The 21,335-nt window shown below is 68.0% G+C and carries 18 protein-coding genes; 13 read left to right on the top strand and 5 right to left on the bottom strand.

The features are described from left to right. The first annotated feature begins 43 nt into the window (after nucleotides 1–43). From ACFCV3_RS03885 to ACFCV3_RS03865, 5 genes are all read left to right on the top strand, one after another. Nucleotides 44–1,420 (top strand): FAD-binding oxidoreductase, encoded by a 1,377-nt coding sequence (locus ACFCV3_RS03885; RefSeq protein WP_376025838.1) that lies wholly within the window; start codon nucleotides 44–46, stop codon nucleotides 1,418–1,420. A 145-nt stretch (nucleotides 1,421–1,565) separates the two neighbouring features. Then, nucleotides 1,566–2,165 (top strand): hypothetical protein, encoded by a 600-nt coding sequence (locus ACFCV3_RS03880; RefSeq protein WP_376025836.1) that lies wholly within the window; start codon nucleotides 1,566–1,568, stop codon nucleotides 2,163–2,165. Nucleotides 2,166–2,171: 6 nt separating this feature from the next. Further along, complete coding sequence (gene cseB / locus ACFCV3_RS03875) at nucleotides 2,172–2,870, top strand: two-component system response regulator CseB (protein WP_132409936.1); 699 nt, start codon at nucleotides 2,172–2,174, stop codon at nucleotides 2,868–2,870. Between the two features lies 1 nt (nucleotide 2,871). After that, nucleotides 2,872–4,113 carry an ATP-binding protein gene (locus ACFCV3_RS03870; protein ID WP_376025834.1) on the top strand — a complete coding sequence of 414 codons (1,242 nt, stop codon included), beginning with the start codon at nucleotides 2,872–2,874 and terminating at the stop codon, nucleotides 4,111–4,113. A 92-nt stretch (nucleotides 4,114–4,205) separates the two neighbouring features. Then, nucleotides 4,206–4,625 (top strand): hypothetical protein, encoded by a 420-nt coding sequence (locus ACFCV3_RS03865; RefSeq protein ID WP_376025833.1) that lies wholly within the window; start codon nucleotides 4,206–4,208, stop codon nucleotides 4,623–4,625. A 140-nt stretch (nucleotides 4,626–4,765) separates the two neighbouring features. Here the strand turns inward: ACFCV3_RS03865 and ACFCV3_RS03860 are convergent, their stop codons facing one another. Then, entirely contained in the window at nucleotides 4,766–8,422 is a 3,657-nt protein-coding gene (locus ACFCV3_RS03860) for an endo-alpha-N-acetylgalactosaminidase family protein (protein ID WP_376025832.1), read from the bottom strand. 192 nt (nucleotides 8,423–8,614) lie between these two features. Between ACFCV3_RS03860 and ACFCV3_RS03855 the strand changes: the two genes are divergently transcribed. The 3 genes from ACFCV3_RS03855 to ACFCV3_RS03845 all read left to right on the top strand — a co-directional run bounded on the left by ACFCV3_RS03855 (nucleotide 8,615) and on the right by ACFCV3_RS03845 (nucleotide 12,970). Continuing rightward, nucleotides 8,615–8,788 (top strand): hypothetical protein, encoded by a 174-nt coding sequence (locus tag ACFCV3_RS03855; protein ID WP_165952627.1) that lies wholly within the window; start codon nucleotides 8,615–8,617, stop codon nucleotides 8,786–8,788. 163 nt (nucleotides 8,789–8,951) lie between these two features. Beyond that, nucleotides 8,952–11,702: a lantibiotic dehydratase gene (locus ACFCV3_RS03850; RefSeq protein WP_376025831.1), complete on the top strand. Its 2,751-nt coding sequence runs from the start codon at nucleotides 8,952–8,954 to the stop codon at nucleotides 11,700–11,702. Next, nucleotides 11,699–12,970 carry a lanthionine synthetase C family protein gene (locus ACFCV3_RS03845; RefSeq protein ID WP_376025829.1) on the top strand — a complete coding sequence of 424 codons (1,272 nt, stop codon included), beginning with the start codon at nucleotides 11,699–11,701 and terminating at the stop codon, nucleotides 12,968–12,970. The genes ACFCV3_RS03850 and ACFCV3_RS03845 overlap by 4 nt, the downstream gene beginning before the upstream one ends. Here ACFCV3_RS03845 and fahA read toward each other — a convergent pair. After that, the gene (gene fahA, locus ACFCV3_RS03840) at nucleotides 12,963–14,144 is read right to left on the bottom strand and encodes a fumarylacetoacetase (protein WP_376025828.1); all 1,182 of its coding nucleotides are present in this window, start codon (nucleotides 14,142–14,144) and stop codon (nucleotides 12,963–12,965) included. The genes ACFCV3_RS03845 and fahA overlap by 8 nt on opposite strands. Further along, complete coding sequence (locus ACFCV3_RS03835; RefSeq protein WP_376025827.1) at nucleotides 14,141–14,983, bottom strand: hypothetical protein; 843 nt, start codon at nucleotides 14,981–14,983, stop codon at nucleotides 14,141–14,143. The genes fahA and ACFCV3_RS03835 overlap by 4 nt, the downstream gene beginning before the upstream one ends. 73 nt (nucleotides 14,984–15,056) lie before the next feature. Between ACFCV3_RS03835 and ACFCV3_RS03830 the strand changes: the two genes are divergently transcribed. Both ACFCV3_RS03830 and ACFCV3_RS03825 read left to right on the top strand, forming a co-directional pair. Further along, complete coding sequence (locus ACFCV3_RS03830; RefSeq protein ID WP_376025825.1) at nucleotides 15,057–16,253, top strand: homogentisate 1,2-dioxygenase; 1,197 nt, start codon at nucleotides 15,057–15,059, stop codon at nucleotides 16,251–16,253. Between the two features lie 48 nt (nucleotides 16,254–16,301). After that, nucleotides 16,302–16,919 carry a hypothetical protein gene (locus ACFCV3_RS03825; protein ID WP_376025823.1) on the top strand — a complete coding sequence of 206 codons (618 nt, stop codon included), beginning with the start codon at nucleotides 16,302–16,304 and terminating at the stop codon, nucleotides 16,917–16,919. Between the two features lies 1 nt (nucleotide 16,920). Here ACFCV3_RS03825 and ACFCV3_RS03820 read toward each other — a convergent pair whose 3' ends face one another. Then, entirely contained in the window at nucleotides 16,921–17,700 is a 780-nt protein-coding gene (locus ACFCV3_RS03820) for a polysaccharide deacetylase family protein (RefSeq protein ID WP_376025822.1), read from the bottom strand. 105 nt (nucleotides 17,701–17,805) lie between these two features. On the opposite strand from ACFCV3_RS03820, the gene ACFCV3_RS03815 reads away from it, so the two are divergent. From ACFCV3_RS03815 to ACFCV3_RS03805, 3 genes are all read left to right on the top strand, one after another. After that, nucleotides 17,806–19,653, top strand: a complete 1,848-nt coding sequence (locus ACFCV3_RS03815) for a bifunctional metallophosphatase/5'-nucleotidase (protein ID WP_376025820.1) — start codon at nucleotides 17,806–17,808, stop codon at nucleotides 19,651–19,653. A gap of 68 nt (nucleotides 19,654–19,721) precedes the next feature. After that, on the top strand, nucleotides 19,722–20,237 hold the full coding sequence (locus tag ACFCV3_RS03810) for an RNA polymerase sigma factor (RefSeq protein ID WP_376025818.1): 516 nt from the start codon (nucleotides 19,722–19,724) through the stop codon (nucleotides 20,235–20,237). Continuing rightward, complete coding sequence (locus ACFCV3_RS03805) at nucleotides 20,234–21,043, top strand: hypothetical protein (protein ID WP_376025817.1); 810 nt, start codon at nucleotides 20,234–20,236, stop codon at nucleotides 21,041–21,043. The genes ACFCV3_RS03810 and ACFCV3_RS03805 overlap by 4 nt, the downstream gene beginning before the upstream one ends. Here ACFCV3_RS03805 and ACFCV3_RS03800 read toward each other — a convergent pair. Further along, nucleotides 21,040–21,294, bottom strand: coding sequence for a PLD nuclease N-terminal domain-containing protein (locus tag ACFCV3_RS03800; protein ID WP_376025815.1), 255 nt, complete (start codon nucleotides 21,292–21,294; stop codon nucleotides 21,040–21,042). The genes ACFCV3_RS03805 and ACFCV3_RS03800 overlap by 4 nt on opposite strands. Nucleotides 21,295–21,335 lie beyond the last annotated feature (41 nt).

The raw sequence follows: 21,335 nt of genomic DNA, 5'->3' as shown, positions 1-21,335 counted from the left end.
GCAACCCACCCGCCACGGCACTCGGACCACTTAGGCTCGCAGTATGAGTGAGGTGCTCGAGGAGCTGCGGCGGGTGTTGCCGCCCGAGGCGCTGGTGACCGATCCGGACCGGATGGAGAGCTACCGGTACGACCGGGCCATGTTCTGCCCGGCCGGGATGCCGATCGCTGTAGTCCTGGCCCGGGAGACCGCGCATGTCCAGGCAGCGGTCAAAGTCGCCGCCGCCGCCGGCGTTCCGGTGGTCCCGCAAGGAGCGCGATCGGGGCTGTCGGGTGCGGCGAACGCCCTCGACGGCTGCATCGTGATCTCGCTGGAGAAGATGGACAAGATCCTCGCGATCGAGCCCATCGACCGGTACGTCGTCACCCAGCCGGGCGTGTTCAACGCCGTACTGTCCCGGGCGGTGGCCGAGCAGGGGCTGTTCTACCCGCCGGATCCGTCCAGCTGGGAGTTCTGCTCGATCGGCGGCAACCTCTCCACGAACTCGGGCGGTCTGTGCTGCGTCAAGTACGGCGTCACCACCGACTACGTACTCGGTCTCGAGGTGGTGCTGGCGGACGGCCGGATCCTGCGCACCGGCCGGAAGACCGTCAAGGGTGTCGCGGGGTACGACCTGACCAAGCTGATCGTCGGCAGCGAGGGGACGCTCGGCATCATCACCGAGGCGACCCTGGCGCTGCGTCCGGAGACTGCCCGCCCGCGGACGATGGCGGCATTGTTCAGCAGCGGCGTCGCGGCCGGCGAGGCGATCGTGGAGATCATCCGCAGCGGGGTCTCGCTGAGCCTGCTGGAGATCATGGACCGGACGACCATCGCCGCGGTGAACTCGTACAAGCGGATGGATCTGCCGACCGAGGCGGCCGCGATGCTGATCGCCCAGTCCGACGCAGGTGGTGAGGCGGGCGCGGCCGATGTCGCCGCGGTGGCCAAGCTCTGCCGCGACAACGGTGCGATCGAGTGCATCGAGGCGGACGACCCGGCCGAAGGCGAGCTGCTGCTGGAGGCCCGGCGGGCCGCGCTGGTCGCGCTCGATCAGCTCGGTACGACGATGATCGACGACGTCTGCGTTCCGCGGTCCCGGCTGGCCGACTTCATCGGTGCGGTCGAGGCCCTGGCCACCGAGCTCGACATTACTGTCGGTGTCCTGGGGCATGCTGGTGACGGCAACATGCACCCGACGGTGGTCTTCGATCCGACCGACCCAGGCCAGGCCGAGCGGGCGCAACAAGCGTTTGACCGGATCATGGAGGTGGGGCTTGAGCTGGGTGGCACTATCACCGGTGAGCACGGCGTCGGCGTACTGAAACGAGCCTGGCTGGCCGAGGAGATCGGTCCGGTCGCGGTCGACGTGCACCGCGCGATCAAGGCCGCGCTCGACCCGCAAAACCTGCTCAATCCCGGCAAAGTGGTGGAGAGCTGAGGGCTGTGACCCAACCGCAACGGAACTGCCGGGGCCATTCGACGTCCATGGCCGTCGAATGTGACGTGAGCCCAGCACTATGGAAGGTAGTTGTCTGAATCTCCCGGGGGAATCGATGAGGCAGGGTAGGAGGCGCCCTATGCGTATGCAGCGCCTGCTCGCCCCTGCCGTCGCGGCCGTGGTGGCACTGGCCGTCCTGTCCGGCTGCGGGAACGGCAGCGGCCTGCGGGTCGAAGGCGCCGAGCCGGCCGATGGGACTTCGGTGAGCCCGCGGGTGGCTGCGCCGTCAGCGACCACCTCTCCCAGCGTGCGCGCGAAGCCGGTACCGCCCGCTCCGCTGACCGAGATCCGGACCAGATTGCTCGCCGACAAGGGGCTCGACAGCCACTCGCGGGCGATTCTGGTGAAATGCACAGTGATTTCGCGTTGCCTCGGGCCTGGTCCGACCGTTGATGTTATGCACAACGGTGTTCACCAGCAGGTCGTCTACATCCACACCCTGGAAAAGTTCGTGTTCGGCGCCTTCCTGATGGCGCTCGAACCGGCTGGCCCTCGGCGGGTCTGGACCCTGAAGGTGGATCAGCCGACGATCAACGCTAATCCCCAGGGCGACCTGGTGGTCGCATCCGAAATCTTCCAGCCGAATGACAAGCCCTGCTGCCCCTCCGAGGGCAAGGTCGAGGTCTACCGTTGGGACGGTCGGCAGATGACCATGGTGAGCTCGACGGACCAAAAGGGAGACTGAAGTTCGGTGGTACCGGAAGAACCGGCAGCGCGCATTCTCATGGTCGAGGACGACGCGGTGATCCGTGAGGCGACACAGTTGACCCTCGAGCGGCACGGCTACGACGTCACCACGGCCGAGGACGGCCTGGAGGCGATCGAGCGGTTCGAGAAGATCCATCCCGATGTGGTGATGCTGGACATCATGCTGCCCGGGCTGGACGGGATCTCGGTGTGCCGCCGGATCCGGGAGACGAGTACGGTCCCGATCGTGATGGTGTCCGCGCGCGGTGACGCGCTGGACGTCGTACTCGGGCTCGAGGCGGGTGCCGACGACTACGTCACCAAGCCGTTCGACACCCAGGTCCTGGTGGCCCGCCTGCGGGCGGTGCTGCGGCGGGCGGTCTCCGACCCCGAGCGCCCGGCTCCGGCCGCGGGCTCCGGTGTGGAGTCGTTCGGCGACCTCGAGCTGGATCGGGAGGCTTTGGAGGTACGCCGCAGTGGCGCGACCGTCCAGTTGACGCCGACCGAGCTCAAGTTGCTGATCGAGTTCGCGAACAACCCGGGTGTGGTGCTCAGCCGGTCCACGCTGCTGCAGCGGGTGTGGGACTACGAGTGGGGTGGCGACGGCCGCCTCGTCGATGTCCACCTGCAGCGTCTGCGGACCAAAATCGGTGCCGACCGCATCGAGACGGTCCGCGGATTCGGATACAAGCTCAGGGCGTGACATGGGCCTGAGGGGCAAACTCGGGCTCATCTTCCTGCTGGTCTCGGCGCTGGCGATTCTGGTGCTCTGCGTGGCGGTGTACACGCAGGCCCAGTCGGCGCGCCTGGACCGGACACGGAGTTTCGCCGACGAGCGGCTGCAGCTCGCGGCGCAGAGCTACGACCAGACCGAGATCCCGGTCTTCGGGTCGAAGGTGGACGATCCTCAGTTGCCGGCGCAGTTGCGGTCGGCGGTGCTGGAGGGGAAGCGGGCGACGTTCAAGACCGGTTCGCCGAACGCGAAAATGTGGGCGGCGGTGACGGTCAAGGACGGCAAGATCCTCTCGATCGTGCAGGACTACGAGACCACCGACGACTCGATGCGGGCGCTGCAGCAGGCGCTGATCGTCGGCGGTCTCGGCACCGTCGGCCTGGTCGCGCTGGTCAGCGTGATCCTGGCCGGCGGCCTGTCCAAACGGATCGTGGCCGTCGCCAGTACGGCGCGCCGGATCGCCGCCGGTGATCTGGACGCGTCGGCGACCGAGGCGGTCGGCAAGGGGAAGGACGAGGTGTCGTCCCTGGCCGCGGCCCTGGACACGATGGCCAGCTCGCTGCGCGGTCAGCTGGAGGCGGAGCGCCGGTTCACCGCCGACGTTGCCCACGATCTCCGTACGCCGGTCACAGGGCTGACGACTGCGGCCGAGTTGCTGCCACCCGGCCGGCCCAGTGAGCTGGTCCGGGACCGGGCGAAGGTGCTGCGCCGGCTGGTCGAGGATCTGCTGGAGATCGCCCGGTTCGACTCGGGCGTGGAGCAGGCTGATCTGGAGCTCGTCGGACTCGGGGCGTTCGTCGGGTCCGCGGTCGCCCGGTTGCGGATGCAGCAGTCGCTCGCTCCGGACAGCGTCGTCGTACAGGTGAACGGGAAGGACGAAACAGTCTCGACCGATTCCCGCCGGATCGAACGCATCCTGGCGAATCTGATCGTCAACGGGTTGCGCCACGGCCGCCCACCGATCGAGGTGACGGTCACCGGCCGGATCGTCGAGGTCGTTGACCACGGCAACGGCTACCCCGAGGAACTGATTGCCGAGGGCCCCCGCCGGTTCCGCTCCGGGATGGCCGAGCGTGGTGTCGGCCATGGTCTCGGTCTCACCATCGCGGCCGGCCATGCCAAGGTGCTCGGCGCCGAGCTCACGTTCGGTACCGCGCCGGACGGCGGAGCGCTGGCTCGGCTTGTCCTTCCTGCGTTGGAGAAGGACCTGTGACGAAGTCTTAACACAACCTCTTGCGGAGTCCGGGCGTCTCCTCTGGTGAAAGGCTCACCGAGGGCCTGGACAACGAGGGGAAAACAAACATCATGCGCAACCGTTCGCAGTTCGTCCGTCGTACCGCCGCCGCCGTCGCGGGTATCGCTCTCGCCGCCACCGGATTCGGGGTCGCCGGCGCGCTGCAGGCCAACGCCGCGGACACCAAGCCGGTCGCAGTCACCCAGCCGGCCGTGGCCAAGTCCGTCACCATCAAGGCCGACAAGACCACCGCCAAGGCGTGGGCCAAGGTTTCGTTCACCGGCAAGACCACCGGGATCGCCAAGGGCACGGTCGTCCAGGTGCAGCGGCTCGAGAACAACAAGTGGGTCAACTTCCCCGCCACCACCAAGGTGACCTCGAAGTCCACCTACTCGGTGTGGGTCCAGAGCGGCCGCGTCGGCGTCAACAAGTTCCGCGTCGTCGCCGCGAAGACCGCCAGCGCCCCGGTCTCCGTCACCATCACCAAGTGATCTGAAAACACCAGCGGCGCCTGGCTCCCCTCGGGGAGAAGCCAGGCGCCGCTTGTTTGTCGCCTACCGCGTGCCGTAGACGTTCAGCTCGGCGGCCGATCCGAAGACTGCCCCATTCAAGGAACTCGTTCCGACGAACTTCACGTAGCGGCCGGCGACAGCCGTGAAGTCGACCCGCTGCACCGCTGTGGAGTCGGGAACTGCCCGGTCGCGACCGGCGAGCCCCAGCTCTGTCCGTCCGCACTCACATAGATCTCGTAGCCCTTGAACATGCCGTTCGTCCCCGACTGCCGGGGCAGGTAGCCCAAACCGTTCACCTGGTACGTCGACCCGAGGTCGAGCGTGAGGTGATGCGGGAAGGTCGCCGGCGTGCTCACCTCGGACCACGCGGAATGCCAAAGGGTGCTGGGATTCCCGTCCAGCGCAGCGGTCGCCGCACCGCCGGTTCCGCTGTCCTCACTGCTCACGTCGGCGACCTTGATCCGGGACTGCGGCACGATCCCCGGCGGCAGCACTGTTGCCTCCGCGGTCGTCACGGACCGGCCACCCGTTGCCGTCAGCACGTACTTTCCTTCGGCCGTTCCCGCCGGCGGAGTGACATCCCACGTCGTCTTCACGGTGGCCCCGGCGGCAACCGAGCTGTACGTCGCCGGTGAGGTCGCCGCGATCGTCCACCCTGCCGGCCCGGTCAGGCCGAGCGTGATGTCGGCCGCGGCCACGACATCGTTGTTGGTGAACGAGGTCGTGATCGTGTTCGCCTCACCGGAGACCAGGCCGCTCGTCCCGGTCACCGCGACCGACGTGCAGTCGGCCGGCTCGGAGGTCGCACCGAGGTCGGTGATCGCGAAGTTGTCCATGATGAAGTCGGTCTGGTTGCCGCCGTCGCTGAGCTTGCGCAGCCCGACCCAGTTGTCGCCGCCACACCCGGCCACGAACTCTTGCCCGAACGTCGCCTTCGTCCGCTGCTCACCGATCGGGATCGCCTTGATTTCAACAGCATCCGGCCGATCCACACCATGCACCCAGGCGTACTGCCCGGCCCGACCACTCGCGTAGTCGAAGCTGACCTTGTACTTGTGCCCCGGCTGGAAGTTCACCGTCCACGGCACTGTCCGGTAGACGAGGCCCTCGTTCTCCTCGTGCGACTTGAGCGACCACTCGCCATCCAGTACGTCGTCGACCAGCTTCCCGTTCCAGCCGGCCTGCGTGTACGGCGCGTGCTTGCGGGCGAGCACGGTGCGCGGATCGGTCACGCCACCGGCGTCACCCTTCACGAACGGTCCCCAGCCCTGATCGACGTTCTCGAAGCCTTCCGTGGTGGTCTTCGTCGTCTCGACCACCCGCACGTCGTCGATCCGCACCTTCGCCGCACCGGCTGCGGCGGTGATGCTCAACGAAGCCGTCGAACCCTTGGCGGTGAACACAACCCGCGCCCGTTGGTAGTAGGCCCCGTGCTTGTCGTCCGAAGCGACCTGGTTCTTTGCAGTCGACCGAACCACCACATTGCGAACACCGTCCACAGTGATCGTGGTCGGGCGGGACTTGCCCGGTTCGACCTCGATCCACGCCGACGTGCTGTAAGTCTTGCCAGCAGTCAGACCGGTGATCTGCTGCCGCACCGACGAGGAACGTGTGCCGAGCGAGGCAACATGCTGCCCGTTCGGCAGCGTGTCGATGGTCGCACCGCCAGAAGCGTTCCAGGCTTGCAGGTTGCCGGCGTTGAAGCCCGGGTCCTGCAGATGGGTGCCATCACCCCAGTACGCCGGTTTCGCAGCAGGCGCGGCGATCGGGTACAGCACGTACGGCTGGCCGGCGACCGCGTTCAGCGTGACGGAGCCACGCCGTACCGGCACTGTGCCGACCTGGACGCGACCGGCGTCGGTCAGCTTGTAGACGCCGAACTTCGGGGCCCATGCCAGGGCCGAGGGGACCTGCCAGGTCGTGCTGCCGCCGGTCGGGTTGTAGTGGTAGAGCTTCTTGTTCCCGTCCCAGGGCAGCAGGTACTTGTCACCGTCGAGCACCTTCGCATTCCCGACGTACAGAGTGCGCTTGCCGTCGGCAACCGTGCCACGGACGCCGCCGGTGAAACTGATCTCGCCGGGATTCCAGTCGCTGATCTTCTGCTGCTGCAGGAACTTCGTCGGCAGGTTCTTCTGCCAGATGTTGGCGTAGAACTTGTTCCAGTCGACCTCACCGGTCCAGCCCTCGAACTCGACCAGGCTCGCCTGGCCCAGGATCGGGTCGTTGTTCCAGACGTCCTTCTCGTGGTTGCGGACGAACCGGATGATCTGCGAGTTCAGGCCCTTGTTGGTCGCGCCGCCGTAGTCGAGATCGGTGGCCCAGTGCGACCACAACGAGGTGCGCTCGTGCCGATCGGCCCACTCGGTCGCGATCTGCCATCCCTGATCTCCGAGCTGCCGGGTCAGACCGTCGGCGAGCCAGCCGGATTGGTAGTAGACGTCGATGTAGAGCTCTTGGAGGTTCTTGTCGGTCTCATCGCGCAGTTGCTGGAACCGCTTGACGATGTTGCCCGAGGCAAGGTCTGGTCGTTGCTTGATGTAGTAGCTCTGGTTCAGCCAGTTCCAGCCCTTGGCGTTCTTGTCGACCAGGTCCTCGCTGAAGGCGTTCGCCTCCGGGTACGACTCGGTCGCGTTCACGTGCACGCCGAAGCCGGCATTCCAGCTCTTGCCCTTCTTCAGCAGGGTGTTCAGGTCGGCGAGCCCACCCGCACGGAGGTTGTAGTTGCCGCCGTAGTCGGGGTGCGCGGAGTCGTGTCCCTCGGAGCCGTAGCCCTTCAGGATCGCCATCTGTCCGAGCCCGTCGGTGGCCAGCGAGATCCGCTTGACATCGTCCAGCGTGCGCAGGAACGGATGGGTCGCCTGGCTCGCGAAGTTGAACGGGATGTGCGTGATCACCCGGTCCTTGACCTGATCGCCGCCCTTCGGCTCGGTCATGATCGAGCGGAACGCGAGCGCACCGTCCTGCCAGTCAACGACCTTGTCCTTGTTCGCATCCGGAGTCACCACGACCTTTGCCCACGGCAACGGCTCCGTGTACGGCGACGTGTCCGCGCGGTAGGTCCATTGACCACTCCACACGCCGACCCGGGTGCTCCCGTCGGTCCCCTTCCGCGCGCGATGCCAGAGCCGCGCCCCGTCGTCGACCGACTGCCCGGACGGCTTGTCGTAGACCGAGTTCGACTCGATCCCCGCGGCCAGTCCACTGGTGTTCACGAACGCGTACGTCGCTCCGACCGCCGCTGCATCGGCTGGCGTCGTACCGGTGACCGGCGTGATCTTGTCCGCGGTCCGCGTCGAGTCCGGGTCCAGCGTGGTGAACGCTGTCGTCGCCCCGGCATCCGTACTCGCCACCGAGACCAGGTCGTGGTCCGGGATGTCGATGGTGTGGACGCGGCTGCTCTCGGTGTCACGAACAGCGTCGATACGGAACGTCGTGACCCGACCGGCCAGGCTCAGACTCGCGTCCAGCTCAACCCCCGGCAGCGCGTCGAACGCCAGCTTGTACGACGCCGTGCCGCCACTGACCGTCGGCGCCGCGGCGAGGTGCGCGGTGCGCGCGACCCCGTCGATCGTGACCGCCGACAAGGCCTCGGCGCGCCCGGCCAACGCCTGGCCGGACGCGTTCTCGACGTACTTGATCACGCGCGGGAAATCAGCTCCCACCGTGACCGTCAACTCCGGCGACCGCAGCGTCAGGTCACTCGCTGCCTGGGCCCCCGTCGGGACCGTCAGGACCCCAGCGACGAGGACCACCGCACACCCCACTGAACGTTTCATGCGCAGAAAGTTCGCACGTAAGCGCTAACTAGTCAAGAGAAACGAACACTAATGAACAAAGCAGTGGGTAGTGGCGAGATGGTGAAAAGGCACCGTTGTGCAGGTGTTAGGTGTTGCTTTCAAACAACCGACAGTGCTGGACTGACTTCCCCCTGTAGCAAAGGCGATCCCTGAGCGAAAGGCAGACCATTCATGACCCCCACTGCGTTCGACCTGGACATCGATGTCATCCCGGTGTCCGACCCGACCCGCCACGAGCCGGTCGGCCCCGATGAGGCCCAGCAGGTGGACGAGAAGTGCAGTCTCACGCCGGGCACCGTGAACACCTATCCGGTCGGCATCGCCGCATGCTGGCTGTGCTGCTGACAGGCGCACGCTGACCGAGCGCACGCCCGGTCCGGGACTGTTCCGGGCCGGGCGACCCGCTGTCCTCCGCCTGTCGGCCACCCGCCGCGGCGCTGTCGCCGATGCTGATCCCACCAGCCTCGACGAGCTGCGGCACGCCATTCGCGCGCTGGCCGCCGATCCCTTGCTGACCGAGGCGATCGCCGTCTCCAGCGCCTCGCTGGCCGCGAGCCTGGACCGGATCGACGACCTCGACCGCGCGAAGCTCGAGCGTGTCCTGCTGGCTGTGAGCCGCTACCAACTCCGGGCCGGCGGGCGTCCGACGCCGTTCGGACTGCTGGCCGGCGTCACGCGAGTCACCCTGGAGGACGACGCCAAGGTTCGCATCGGTACGGCGCATCAGCGCGTCGCACACGCGGACGCGGGCTGGCTGCACCTGCTGGTCCGCGACCTGTGCCGGGAGCCGGCCAACCGGCAGACGCTGCGCGTGGTGGTGAGCAACCTCGTCGAGGTCCGCGGTGACCGAGTCGTCCTCCCGTATCTGCGCAAACTCGACGCCGGCACTACCTCGGGCCGTGCCCTCTCGATCGCCAACGGCGCAGCCGTCCAGGCTGTCCTCGCCGCGGCCCAACAGCCGATCAAGTACGCCGAACTACACGCGCTGCTGTTGCGCGACATCCCCGAGGCCACGCCACAGCACGTGGACACGCTGCTGGGCGGCCTGATCGACCGCGAGATCCTGCTGACCGACCTCACCGGACTGACCCTCGGTGAGCTGGCCGACCGGCTCGATGACGATCGGCTCCGCCCTGCCGCTCGTCAGCTGACCGCGTACGCCGAAGGTCACGGCAGCTTCGGCGAGCTCGTCACCGCGATGCGTGAGCTCGTACCGAGCGAGCGGCCCCCGGTGCAGGTGGATCTGCGGATGGACGCAGACGTCGTCCTGCCGGCGGCGATTGCCGACGACGCGGCCCGGATCGCCGAAGTGCTCTGGCGGCTGGCGCCCCACGGTGAGGCGCTGCCGAACCTCAAAGCGTTCCACCAGGAGTTCCTCGAGCGGTACGGCGTGGATCGCGTCGTACCGGTTCGGCAGTTGCTCGATCCGCATCTCGGGCTCGGTGCACCGTCGGAGTATCGGCAGCCGCCGACCGAGCGGAACAAGATCCCGATGCCGGGGAATCCCTACCCGGCCTGGCGGGACGAGCTCCTGGGGGAGTGGGTCGCAGAGCTCGACGGATGGGAGCTGGAGCTCGACGACGCCATGATCGACCAGCTCGCCGGTGAACAGGACGACACACCGCCGGATTCGCTCGACCTGTGTATGCAGGTTCTGGCCGAGTCACCGGACGCGGCCGCGCGGGGTGACTACCTACTCGTCTGCGGCGCCGGAGCAGGCGCGGTGAGTGCCGGGGCCATGTCCGGCCGGTTCGCCGACATGCTGGACCTGACGGCCGAGCTGCAAGAGCTCGTGGCGGCTGACCAGGACGCCCCGGTTCCGTTCCAGCTGGAGTTCCAGCCGGCCGACCCGAGGTTCGGCAACGTACTGAGGGTGCCGCGGCTCTTGCCCGCGCTGTCGGTCGGGACGTTCGCCGAAGGTGCGCTGGGGATCGACCAGGTGCGGGTCGGCAGTACCGGCGAGCGGTTCTACTTGGTGGCCGAGGGCATCGATCGGGAGATCACTGTCATCCGGCCACACATGATCAACATGGCCACCGCCGCACCGAACGCGGCCCGCTTCGTCGCCGGAGTCGCGCTGGCCGGTCGACGCTTGTGGACCCCATGGCAATGGGGACGCCTTGACGCCCTCGCGCGACTGCCACGGGTCAGCTACGGCCGCACTGTCCTGGCACCGGCCCGCTGGCGGGTGCCGCGGGGACTCACCGGATCCGGACTCGACCGCTGGCGGACCCGGCAGCAGGTGCCGGACCTCGTCCGGATCACCAGCGGCGACAACCACCTCGACCTGGATCTCCGGTCGCCGATCCACCGCCGGATCTTCGAGGACGAACTCAAGCGCACCCGGATCATCACCGAGTCACCACTCGAGTACGGCGGCTTCGGCGTCACCGCGGGTCATGCGAACGAGCTCGTCGTACCGGTCGTTGCGCGCGCTCCGCGCCCCGCCGTACCGCGGACGAGGGCGTGGCAGACGACCACCGGCAAGCGGCATCGGCCGGGTGGCGAGTGGATCTCGGCCAAGGTCTACGCGCAACCCGACAGTCATGACGGGTTGCTCGCCAAGCAGGTCCACGCCCTGCTCCGACGGCTGCCTGGTGGTGTCGATAGCTGGTTCTTCCTTCGCTACAAGGATCCTGACGCACACCTCCGGTTGCGTTTCCATGGCGCCGAGGTGCTGCCGGTGCTCAACGACTGGGCCGAGGAAGCGGCGGCCGCGGGTGCGCTGCGCTCGCTGGTCCTGGACGAGTACGAGCCCGAGGTCGCCCGGTACGGCGGTCCGGATGCCATGCGGCCCGCCGAGCGTCTGTTCCAGGCCGACAGTGCGGCCGTGATCGGTCAGCTCCAGCTCCGGGCGGTCCGCCGGCTCGACCTACCGATCGAGACGCTGGTCGCGGCGAACCAGGCCGATCTGCTCGCCTCCCTCGGTGACTGGGACTGGCAGCACTGGGTCCTGAACGCGTTCCCGATCGCCTTGTCGAACGACGTCCCACCGGCACACCGGAAGGCGGCGATGCCGGTCATCGACGAGCCGCCGGCCGACGTCGTACCGCTGTGGACACCGCGACGAGCGGCCGCCCGCGAGTACGGCGAACTGATCGGAATCGGCACGAACGACGTACAGCATCAGGCGATCGGCGCGGTCCTCCATCTGCACGCCAATCGGTTGCTCGGGACCGATCGGGCCGCTGAGCACCGTGCGTACGGGCTGCTGCGAGCGGCGGTCCGTCGGCAGGTTGGGCGGAGGGAGCATCGATGACCCGGGAACGCGCGGCAGGTATCGCCGCCGAGCTGGCCGACCGGCTCCGGGATCCCGATCGGGTGATCGCGGCAACAGTTGCCAACGGCACCGAGGTCGAGATCGGCAATGTTCCTTGCCCGCCGTGGGATCCGCCGACGTTGTCGCGTGGACCGGGCGCGCTGGCGATCCTGTTCAGTGAACTCGGGCAGGCCGAGGATGCGCATCGCTACCTTCGGCTGACCATGGATGCGTGTGCGCAGTTGCCGCTTGACGGACCGTTCGAGGGACTCGGGTCTCTGGTCTCCGCGGCACGCATCGCGGGCGGCGCCTATGAGCCGTTGCTGGCGCGACTCGACGCGCGGGCGGCCGAGCAAGCGCGGTACCTGATCGCCGCCCACGCGGCGGCACGTGGCGCGGGCCGGCCGACCACCGCCGGCGTGGTCGATCTGATCGGCGGCCTCACCGGCATCGGCCGCTATCTGCTGCACCGCGGTTCGGACGCGCTGCCCGACGTACTCAAGGCCTTGGTCACGTTGACCGAACCGGTCGAGGTCGCCGGGGTGAAGGTCCCGGGCTGGTGGTACGACGCGACCTCGAAGACCGTGGTGGGTGCAGGGTTCGAGCACGGGCAGCTGAACTTCGGCCTCGCGCACGGCATCCCCGGCCCGCTCGGTCTGCTCGCCCTGGCCTGGACTGCCGATGTCCGGGTCCCGGGTCAGGCCGAAGCGATCGCGGCGATGGCCGACTGGCTGGTCGAGTGGCAGGAGGTCGATGCCTTCGGCCCCTACTGGACCGGCCACATCAACCTGGACTACTACGTCAACCGGGTGCAGCAACCGAAGCCGGCCCGGGCGTCCTGGTGCTACGGAGCGCCGGGTATCGCCAGGTCGCTCGAACTCGCGACCAAGGCCTTGAATCGCCCGGAGTGGGAGTCGGCCGGGCTGGACGCCGTCCGGTCGCTCGTCGCGCGGCCGATGGACGACTGGGCGGTGACCGATGAGGCCTTGTGTCACGGCTGGTCCGGCCTGCTGCACATGTTTGCCGGCCTGGATCGTCGGCATCCCGGCGAGTTCACCGCGGTCACCGAGACCATTGCCGAGCGGCTGATCACGGCGTACAACCCGGACACGCCGTTCGGCTATCGCTACTACCAACCGATGGCCGAGCTGTGGCTCGATCTGCCGGGGCTCCTGGAGGGTGCCGCTGGGATCGCGCTGGCGCTGGATTCCTATGCGCGCAACGCGGATCCCCGCAGCGAGTGGGACACGTTGTTGCTGCTCAACTGACCGCCGGGGTGATCCGTCCAGTGACCTCGCCGAGGCCGATCGTGCCGGCGCGGGCGGTGATGGTGACCTCGTCACCGTCCTGAAGGAAGGTGTAGTCCTTGCCGTCGACAGTGATCGGTTCGCGGCCGGCTTTGGTGAGCTCGATCAGGGAGCCGAGCTGGTCCTGCTCGGTGCCGCTGACGGTGCCGGAGGCGTAGAGGTCGCCGGTGCGGACGGAGGCGCCGTTCACGGTCATGTGGGCGAGCATCTGGGCGGGTGACCAGTAGATGTCGCGGTACGGCGGGGTGCTCACCAGGTGGCCGTTGATGCGGACCTCGAAGGTGATGTCGTAGTTCACCAGGCTCTTGCCGGCCAGATAGGGCAGCACGGGCGGATCCTGGGTCGGCAACTCGACTGTCGCGGATTCGAGCGCGTCCAGCGAGACGACCCAGGGGGAGATCGAGGTGGCGAACGACTTGCCGAGGAACGGGCCGAGCGGGACGTACTCCCAGCCCTGGATGTCCCGGGCGGACCAGTCGTTCACCAGGACGACGCCGTACACGTGCTCGCGGAAGTCGTCGACCGAGACCGGCTTCCCCAGTGCGGACGGTGTTCCGACGACGTAGCCGAGCTCGACCTCGATGTCGAGGCGCTGGGACGGCCCGTACGTCGGTGCTGCGGCGTCGGGAGCCTTGCGCTGACCCGACGGGCGGACGATATCGGTGCCGCTGGCAACGACTGTGCCGGCCCTGCCGTGGTAGCCGACCGGGAGGTGTTTCCAGTTGGGGAGCAGGGGTTCGGCGTCCGGGCGGAAGAGCCGGCCGAGGTTCGTCGCGTGCTGCTCGGAGGCGTAGAAGTCGACGTAGTCGCCGACCTCGATCGGCAGCAGCATGGTCACCGCGGACTGCGGGATCAGGTGCGGTTCGACGGCGTCGCGATCGTTGACCAGGTCGAGCAGCCAGGCGCGGGTCGCGCGCCAGGCCGGCCGGCCGAGCGCGAGGAAACCGTTCAGGGTGGGCTGGGCGAACAACTGCGCGCCGTCCAGCATCTGCGCGGACGCGACCGGTGCGAGGTCGATGATCTGGTCGCCGATGGCGGCGCCGATCCGCGGCTCCTCGTCACCGTGCCGGAACACGCCGAGCGGCAGGTTGTCCGGCCCGAACGGCGATCCGTCCGGGATGTCGATCCAGCTCACAGGCCCTCCATCAGGTTCAGCGCGGTCAGGTCGGCGCGCGGCTCGTCGATGCTGCAGGATCCGAACGAGTGGAACCACCGGCGGGTCCCCGTCGCCTGCGCCTCGGACAGGTCACGCGCCTGCGCGGCGAGCGCCGTACCGTCGCGCGAAGCCAGTACGGCGGCCACCTCGTCCGGCGCGGCGCCGTCGAGTGAGGCCCGGGTCGCCAGCAGCACGTTCAGGAAACCGTGGTGCTCGAAGCCGGTGTCCGACGCGGTGTGCCGGACGGCGTTGTGCAGACCGGCCGTGCACTTGAAGGCGACCTCGCGGTCGAGGCAGGCCGTGATGTAAGCGGCGACCTGCTGCTCGGTCGGGAACAGGTCCGCCTCGAGGCCGCCGGTGCGCAGCTTGGCGTGGTACCCGTGCTCGGCGATGAGGTCGAGGGATCTCTCCCAGTTGCCGTCCATCCCGGTCTCGATGTACGCCTGCTCGTCGTCCAGGTACTCGTCGCACATACGGACGACGCGGTCGGCGTTCCAGGACATGTCCTCGGACAGCCGCAGCCGCACCTCGATGCCGGCCAGCTCGACGTCGGGGGAACGGCGGGCCCACATCACCGCGGGCTCGATCGCGCCGGCGCCGCCGGTGACCACGACCGAGACGCGAAGGGGGTCCACGGCCGCCTCGGCAACCTTCATCAGGTCGGTGTCGGTACACACGAAGGTGCCGACGAGTTCGGCGTACGGCGCGGCGCGGTGCGCGTGGTGGGCAGTGACGGCCTCGGTCAGCGGGAGCTCGCCGGGTGGGAACATCGCCGCGTCGTCGACCAGGTGCCGGTACAGGGCAGGGACGGTTGACATGGCTCCGAGCCTAACGGATGCTTTCGGTAAGCGGACGCATGCGTTCGATTATCGTACTCGGGAGTCTGAAGAGATGACGTTCTACCGGCAGGTCGGGGAGATTCCGCCCAAGCGGCACACCCAGTTCCGGAACGCGGACGGTGGTCTGTACTACGAGGAGCTGATGGGCGAGGAGGGGTTCTCGTCGGACTCGTCGCTGCTCTACCACTCCGGTGTCCCGTCGGCGATCGTCGATTCCCAGATCTGGGAGCTGCCCGATCTGGCCACGGTTCCGAACCACCCGCTGACGCCGCGGCACCTGAAACTTCATGAGCTGTTCGGTGACACGTCTGCCACCAATGTGGTCGAGCAGCGGCGGCTGGTGCTGGGGAACGGCGACGTACGGATTTCGTACGTCGTTGCCGAGCAGCCCTCGCCGTACTATCGCAACGCCATCGGCGACGAGTGCGTGTACATCGAGAAGGGCACGGCCACGGTCGAGACCGTGTTCGGGGTGCTGCACGCGGTCGAGGGCGACTACGTGCTGATCCCCCGCGCCACGACACACCGCTGGCTGCCCGGGCCGAACGGCGTACACGCCTATTGCATCGAGGCGAACTCGCACATCGCGCCGCCGAAGCGGTACCTGTCGCGGTACGGGCAGTTCCTGGAGCACTCGCCGTACTGCGAGCGAGACCTGCACGGGCCGACCGAGCCGTTCACGGCCGAGGGGACGGATGTCGAGGTGCTGGTGAAGCACCGCGGACATGGTCCGAGCGGGATCGTGGGCAGCCGGATGACGTACGCGACGCATCCGTTCGACGTGGTCGGCTGGGACGGCTGCCTGTACCCGTACACGTTCAACGTGAGCGACTACGAGCCGATCACCGGGCGGATCCACCAGCCGCCACCCGTGCACCAGGTGTTCGAGGGCTACAACTTCGTCATCTGCAACTTCGTGCCCCGGAAGGTCGACTACCACCCGCTCTCGGTGCCGGTGCCGTACTACCACTCGAACGTCGACTCCGACGAGGTGATGTTCTACTGCGGCGGCGACTACGAGGCCCGCAAGGGCTCCGGCATCGCCCTGGGCTCGATCTCCCTCCACCCCGGCGGCTACGCCCACGGACCCCAACCCGCCGCGATCGAGGCAAGCCTGGGCGCCGAACGCTTCGAAGAACTAGCCGTCATGGTCGACACCTTCCGCCCGTTGGAGTTGGGTGAAGGCGGCCTCAGCGTCGACGACGGCGTCTACGCGTGGACCTGGGCAGGCCGCCGCAAAGAGTCGTGACACCCGCCCGGGTCGGCGGCCGGACCTCCGGGATGGGATTCTTACCGGATGAGCGAGGAGGCGGGGTTCGTCGTCGGGGTCGACCGGCAGGCGGTGATGCGGCGGCGTGAGATTGTCAGCACGGTGTTGCGCCGGGGGGCCTGGGCGACGCTGGCGATCGGTACCATCGGCATCCTTGGTGCGGTCTACGTGCTGATCACGCTGCGGTATTCGGGGCTCTGGCCGTTCGCCGTCCTGCTGATCCTGGCCATGCTGCCGCTGGTGGTCAGCACCGTATTCGCCCTCCGCCTCGACGCCGAGCGCCAGCGCTGGTACGCCGCTTTCCCGCTCCAGCCGGTCGCGATGCGGATGTCCGAGCGTGGTCTCGAACTCGCGTGCGACGGGGCCGGCTACCCGGTGATGCTCCCGTGGGGGACCGTCCACGGCTTCCGCCAGAAGAAGCTGTTCGGTCAGTACATGCTCGAGCTGGCCCTCGCACCCGGTGTCGGCGCCACGACGGCCGGCGTACGGGGTCTCGACCAGCCCGCCGTACGCGCCGTCGTCAAGCCCAGTCCGCTCCTGCACCCGATCGGCATGTTCCTCGTCAAAGCCCTGGACCAGCCGGTCCACGTCATCGACCAGGCCCTCCAGCACTACTCAGCCGGCACCGCCGCCGTCCGCCACTGAATCAGCAGGGGAGGGCTTTGAAGGTGTAGCCCTGGCGGTGGAGTTTGGTTAGGGCTCGGTCTAGGGCGGTGAGGGTTTGGGTGCGGTTGCCGCCGCCGTCGTGCAGGAGGACGATGGCGCCGGGGAAGGCGCCGGCCAGGATGCGGTGCTCGATGGCGGCGGCGCCGGGCTTCTTCCAGTCGTAGGTGTCGACGTCCCAGAGGACTTGGCGCTGGTGGTTGGCCTTGGCGGTCGCCTCGACCGAAGCGTTGGTGTCGCGGAACGGCGGGCGGAAGCACTTCGACTTCACCCCGGAGAAGATCTCCTGGCGCATTTTGGCGGCTGGGAGCTTCGTGAGCATCGGATGGTCCCACGTGTGGTTGCCGATGTGGTGCCCGGCGGCGCGGGTCTGCTCGACCAGGTCCGGTCGCTTGGCGGCCTCGACGCCGAGTACGAAGAACGTCGCCTTGGCGTGGTGCCTGCGCAGGATCTGCAGGACCTTCGGAGTGAAGCCGGGGTGGGGGCCGTCGTCGAAGGTGAGATACAGCACCTTGCCGTGTTTGGTCAGGTTCCAGTCGTCGGCGGGCTGCTTGGTGTGCGGCGACTGCCCGTGGCGCTTGGGCCCCGGCGGCGCCGGCTTGGCCGCGATCGGGCTCCCGCTCAACGGGCCTGCGGCCACCGTGCGGACGGCAGGCGACGACGCCGTGACGGGTACGTCGGAAGGCTGGGCGGCCTGGGCGAGAACGGCACCGCAAAGCAGGGCGGCGACCAACGGCAGAAGCTTGCCGGGCGGCTTGGTCATGGGCTGCATCTTTCCTCAGCGCAAGGGCCATTTCCGAATCGGGACTGGGGGCGTGTCGCGCGTAAGGTGGCGGAGGCCAGACCCGACGATGCGTGAGGCAGACGAATGACGGACAGCGGTGAGCGGACCACGATGACGAGGCGGACAGCGATCGGTGGCGCGGCAGCGCTCGCGGCGGCCGGCTTCCAGGCAGCCCCGGCGTACGCGGGTAGCGGACACGGCCACGACAAGACCGTGCGGCTGAGTGTGCTCGGCACCACGGACCTGCACGGCAACGTCTTCAACTGGGACTACTTCAAGAACGCCGAGTACGACGACTCCGCGCACAACGACATCGGCCTGGCGAAGATCTCCACGCTCGTCACCGCCTACCGCGAGCAGCTCGCCAAGGACCGGCACGCCCCGCGACCGCTGCTGCTGGACGCCGGCGACACCATCCAGGGCACCCCGCTGTCGTACTACTTCGCCAAGATCGAGCCCATCACCGGCGGCCACATCCACCCGATGGCCGCCGCGATGAACGCGATCGGGTACGACGCCGCCGCGCTCGGCAACCACGAGTTCAACTACGGCCTCGACATCCTGCGCAGGTTCCAGCAGCAGCTGAAGTTCCCGCTGCTCGGGGCGAACGCGCAGGACTGGACGACGGGGCTGCCGGTCTTCCCGCCGTACGTGCTGAAGAAGGTGCACGTTCCCGGCCGGGCACCGATCACGGTCGGTATTCTTGGCCTGACGAACCCCGGGACCGCGATCTGGGACAAGGCGGTCGTCGAGAACAAGATCAAGTTCGGCGGGATCGTCGAGCTGGCCAAGCTCTGGGTACCGCGCGTCCGCAAGGCTGGTGCCGACGTGGTGATCGTCTCCGCGCACTCCGGCATGGAAACCTCTTCGTCGTACGGCGACGCCCTGCCGGTCCCGGAGAACGCGTCGATCCTGATGGCCGAGACCGTGCCTGGCATCGACGCGGTCCTGGTCGGTCACGCTCACCAGGAGATCCCCGAGCGGCTGGTGACGAACAAGGTCACCGGCGAGCAGGTCGTGCTGACCGAGCCGCTCAAGTGGGGGATGCGGCTGTCCGTGATCGACCTCGACCTGCAGCACGTCCGCGGGTGCTGGAAGGTCGTCAGCCGGCACAGCCAGGTGCTGAACGCGAACACCGTCGCCGCCGACCCGAAGGTCGTTGACGTCCTGCAGAAGGACCACGACAAGGTCGTCGGTTACGTGAACTCGAAGATCGGCACCTGCAAGGAGGCGATGTCCGCGGCGACCGCGCCCTGGGAGGACACCGCCGCCCTCGACTTCATCAACTTCGTCCAGGCCGACGCGGTCTCGAAGGCCCTCGCCGGTACGCCGCAGGCGGATCTGCCGGTGCTGGCGATCGCCGCGCCGTTCAACCGGGCAGCCAAGATCCCGGCCGGCGATGTCTCGGTGCGCGACGTGGCCGGGCTCTACATCTTCGACAACACCCTGCTCGGGGTCACGATGACGGGCGTCCAGATCAAGGCGTACCTGGAGTTCTCCGCGCGGTACTACAAGCAGGTCAGCGGCCCCGGCCCGTTCCCGTCCAGCGAGGTCACCAACGCCCCGACCCCGACCGCGCCGCCCGGGACACCGGACTACAACTACGACGTGATGGGCGGCCTGGCCAAGCCGCTCACCTACAAGATCGACATCGCCAATGCGGCCGGTTCCCGGATCCTCGACCTCCAGTACGGCGGGGTCGCGGTCACCGACGACCAGCAGTTCGTGGTTGCGGTGAACAACTACCGTCAGTCCGGCGGCGGCAACTTCCCGCACGTCTCGAAGGCGCCGGTCGTCTACAACCGCCAGGTCGAGATCCGGCAGCTGATGATCGACTACGTCACCGCCACCGGCGAGGTCGACCCGGCCGCCTTCCACACCACCGACTGGTCCCTCGTCTCCAACGGCGCCCCCATCGTCGTCAACCCATGAGGTAAGAACGCGTCGTACCCGGACATCAACCGGGTATGACGCACTTACTCACAAGGGGGGCTGTGCGTGTGACTGAGCCTCCGCCGGACCCCCGGCTGGTCCGTTTCGAAGAGCTGTTCACGTGCCACCACGACGACGTACTGCGGTATTTCGTGCGGAGGCTCGATATCCGCGCCGATGCGGCCGACCTGGTGGCCGAGACGTTCCTGGTCGCGTGGCGCCGGCTGGACGACGTACCGAAGGGGGAGATCCTGCCCTGGCTGTACGGCGTCGCCCGGCGTGTCCTGAGCAACCATCGCCGGGGTGAGTCCCGGCGGCACGGCCTGGCCAACCGGCTGCGCGACGACCTGCGCACCGCCGTACCGGATCCTCAGCCGGTAGCCGTCGAGGCTGCCGAGGTCTTCAAGCAGTTGTCGGACACCGACCGTGAAGTGCTCTCCCTCGCTGCCTGGGAGGGCCTGGACACCACCCAGCTCGCCGCCGCGCTCGGTTGCTCGCGGAACGCGGCCATGGTCCGCCTGCACCGCGCCCGCCGCCGGCTCGTGCGCCTCCTGGACAACACCCCGGCTGGAGCAAAGTCATGACCAATTCCCTGGACTTCGTCCGCACCCTCGACCCGACCGCAACCGCCGACCCCGCCACGCAGGTCACCCCGGAAACCCGAGCCGATCTACTCCGCGGCATCACGGCGACCCCGGTGCCCCTCAAAAGCCCTCGCCCAGTACGGCGTCGCCTCGTGCCCGTGCTCGCCGCCGCAGCCGCGGTCGCCGCGATCACGGTCTTCGTGGTCCACGTGCCGGGTGACAACAACCAGCCACCGCAGGCCCTCGGGGCGGCGCTGTCCTTCACCACCGAAGGAGACGTGATGAAGGTGCGCGTCCTCGATCCGGAGGCGGATGTTGCCCGGTACAACGAGGAGTTCAAGCAGCACGGGCTCAACATCACCCTGCGGCTGCAGCCGGTGTCGCCGTCGATCGTCGGCCAGGACATCGCCATGTCGGGCACCTCCGACGACCCTGTGCAGATCACCCCCGGCCGCTATCCCAAGGGCTGCAAGGGCACCCCGGCATCCCCGTGCGTGCCGGAGTTCACCGTCCCGCTGAGCTTCCGCGGTCAGGCCGATCTGTACGTCGGCCGCACCGCCAAGCCCGGCGAGGCCTACTCCAGCGCCGGCGACATCACCGGCCCGGGTGAGGCTCTGGAGGGTGTCGACTACAAGGGCCGGACCGTCGGCTACGTCCTCGGCAAGCTCGCCGAGCGCGGTTTCACGGCCGAGTACCGGGTCGGTGAAAAGTCCGAGGAGTCTGCCTCCGCGCCACCGAGCTGGGTGGTCCAGGGTGCTGTTCCGAGCTCGGACCAGCACGTGATCCTGTTCGTCGAGACGCCTTAACGGTAGGCGGCTTCCAGGGCGTTGCGTTTGCCGACCATGAACCAGAGCAGGCTGCCGATGAACGGCGCGATCACGATGAAGACGATCCAGACCAGCTTCATCCCGCCCGAAGCCGGGGAGAACAGGGCGCTGAAGAAGGCGCCGACCACCAGCAGGAAGTAGGCGGCCAGCACGGCGATGATGCCCGCGCCGCCCAGGAAGCCCCAGATCTGGTCGGTCGAGTTGGTGGTGTGTGCGATGAGGGTGAGCATGCCTCCAGCATCTCGGGAACGGGTGCTGGAGGCATCGGCCG

This window comes from Kribbella sp. NPDC056345 (assembly GCF_042262745.1).
In the GTDB taxonomy this organism is placed as follows: Bacteria; Actinomycetota; Actinomycetes; order Propionibacteriales; family Kribbellaceae; genus Kribbella.
The sequence above is the reverse complement of the archived record's forward strand: the minus strand, read 5'-3'. Positions and strand labels throughout refer to the sequence as shown.